This window comes from Thauera sp. (assembly GCF_035444905.1).
Taxonomy (GTDB): Bacteria; Pseudomonadota; Gammaproteobacteria; order Burkholderiales; family Rhodocyclaceae; genus Thauera.
In genome coordinates, this window is record NZ_DAOMPS010000148.1 from 1 (window position 1) to 1,462 (window position 1,462).

2 protein-coding genes are annotated in these 1,462 nt (G+C 63.0%); both read left to right on the forward strand.

Annotated elements, in window-relative coordinates; translation table 11 throughout:
* Positions 1–436: 436 nt before the first annotated feature.
* The gene (locus PLC66_RS22700; protein ID WP_324544443.1) at positions 437–1,198 is read left to right on the forward strand and encodes an ATP-binding protein; all 762 of its coding nucleotides are present in this window, start codon (positions 437–439) and stop codon (positions 1,196–1,198) included.
* 118 nt (positions 1,199–1,316) lie between these two features.
* On the forward strand, positions 1,317–1,462 hold a 146-nt coding region (locus tag PLC66_RS22705), incomplete at its 3' end, for an AlpA family phage regulatory protein (protein WP_324544444.1).

The following is a 1,462-nucleotide window of genomic DNA, read 5'->3' on the forward strand; positions in this document are numbered from 1 at the left end:
ATCCAACCGGCCAAGATAGTTGTCGTCGACCGGTCAGGTTAATTGTCGCCGGCCACATCGTGGCTTGTCACAGCAGAGACGCGCAGCGCAACAGTGCTTGCCATATGCGTATCGGCTCTGGCGTGTTGAGCTGATCGCGCTTTACGAGGTTCATTTCCCTGCAAAGACTTTGGCCTGGTTTTCCGGGGCAAGCACGGCGCCCGCGGTGGATGATGGTCACGGCATTTTCTGCGGCTTAATAATTTTGCGTGATGGGGCCATGCACGACAAGGGGCACATCCCGCGCTGGTAAAGGCGGCATCACCGATGCCACAGACTTCGCCGCTGCCTCACCTGCTCGTTTTGCCCTGAGACGTCCTGGACGTCCACGCACGCCGCCTGCATGGCGGGTGCGCGGACGTGCCCCGGGGTGTAATGACGAATGGAGGCGTGCGATATGCCGAAGTCGAGCAGGCTGATCGATGGCGCCAAGATCTACTACCGCCCGATCGAGGCAGCAATCCGCTGGAGCGGATTGTTGCGCTTCGAGCGGCGCATCCTGGCGACCTTGGGGCGGCGGCCTCTCCCGGAGGCAACGGAGTTTCCGCGCTGGCCGTTGCTGCGCTTGAACACCGAAAGGGTCTTCGATGCGCTCGCTCACGGCGAGATGCCGTATGGCAAGGAGGGCTTGGTGCGGGAGACGCAAGGCCTGGAACTGGACGATCCGTCGCTGACGGTGCGGCACGTCGACCTGAAAGCCTGGATGGCGCACTACTACCCCGGCGAGAAGCCGGCGTTTCTGTTCGACGAGCTCGAGCGTGCGCTTCACCCGGCGGTCAGTCTGGACACGGTGGGCGCATTGCTGGCCGAGCGGGAAGTGATCAAGGCGCGGTTGGCGGAATTTCTGAGCGCATACGAGGCGCTGCGCGCCGAGCACGAGGCGCTGCTGAAGCAGCACGCCGCCTGTTCGGCTGACGCCGAGCGTGCGAACACGCCGGGGCCGCGCAGCGAATCGACCTACCTGAACATCGTTGGCGGATTACTGACGCTGCTGTTGGGCAAGTCGCCCAGCGGCATGCCGTATTCCAGTTTCCTGACGCAGGAGGCCATCATCAGTGCGATGGTGGCGCACCACGGCAACGCGTTGGGCATCAACGAGCGCACCCTGCAGGCCAAGTTCGCACTGGCTCGGCGCAATTTGCAGCGCATGATTCTCTGAGCGCTGCCAGACCGTATCTGCGGTGGCGGATACCGCATTTACGGTGTCTTTCCTCGACGCGTCGTTCCAAATTCGAGTCACGCCAATCAACGCCACTGAGCGTTAAGGAGTGACTCTCATGTCTTCGCAGACCACCGCCACGGCGGCGACGGCCGAGCACCGCATCCTGCGCCGCGCAGAGGTCGAAGCCAAGACCGGCTTCAAGCGCGCGCACATCTACAGCCTGATGAAGGAAGGCAAGTTCCCCAAGGCGCTGCGCCTGGG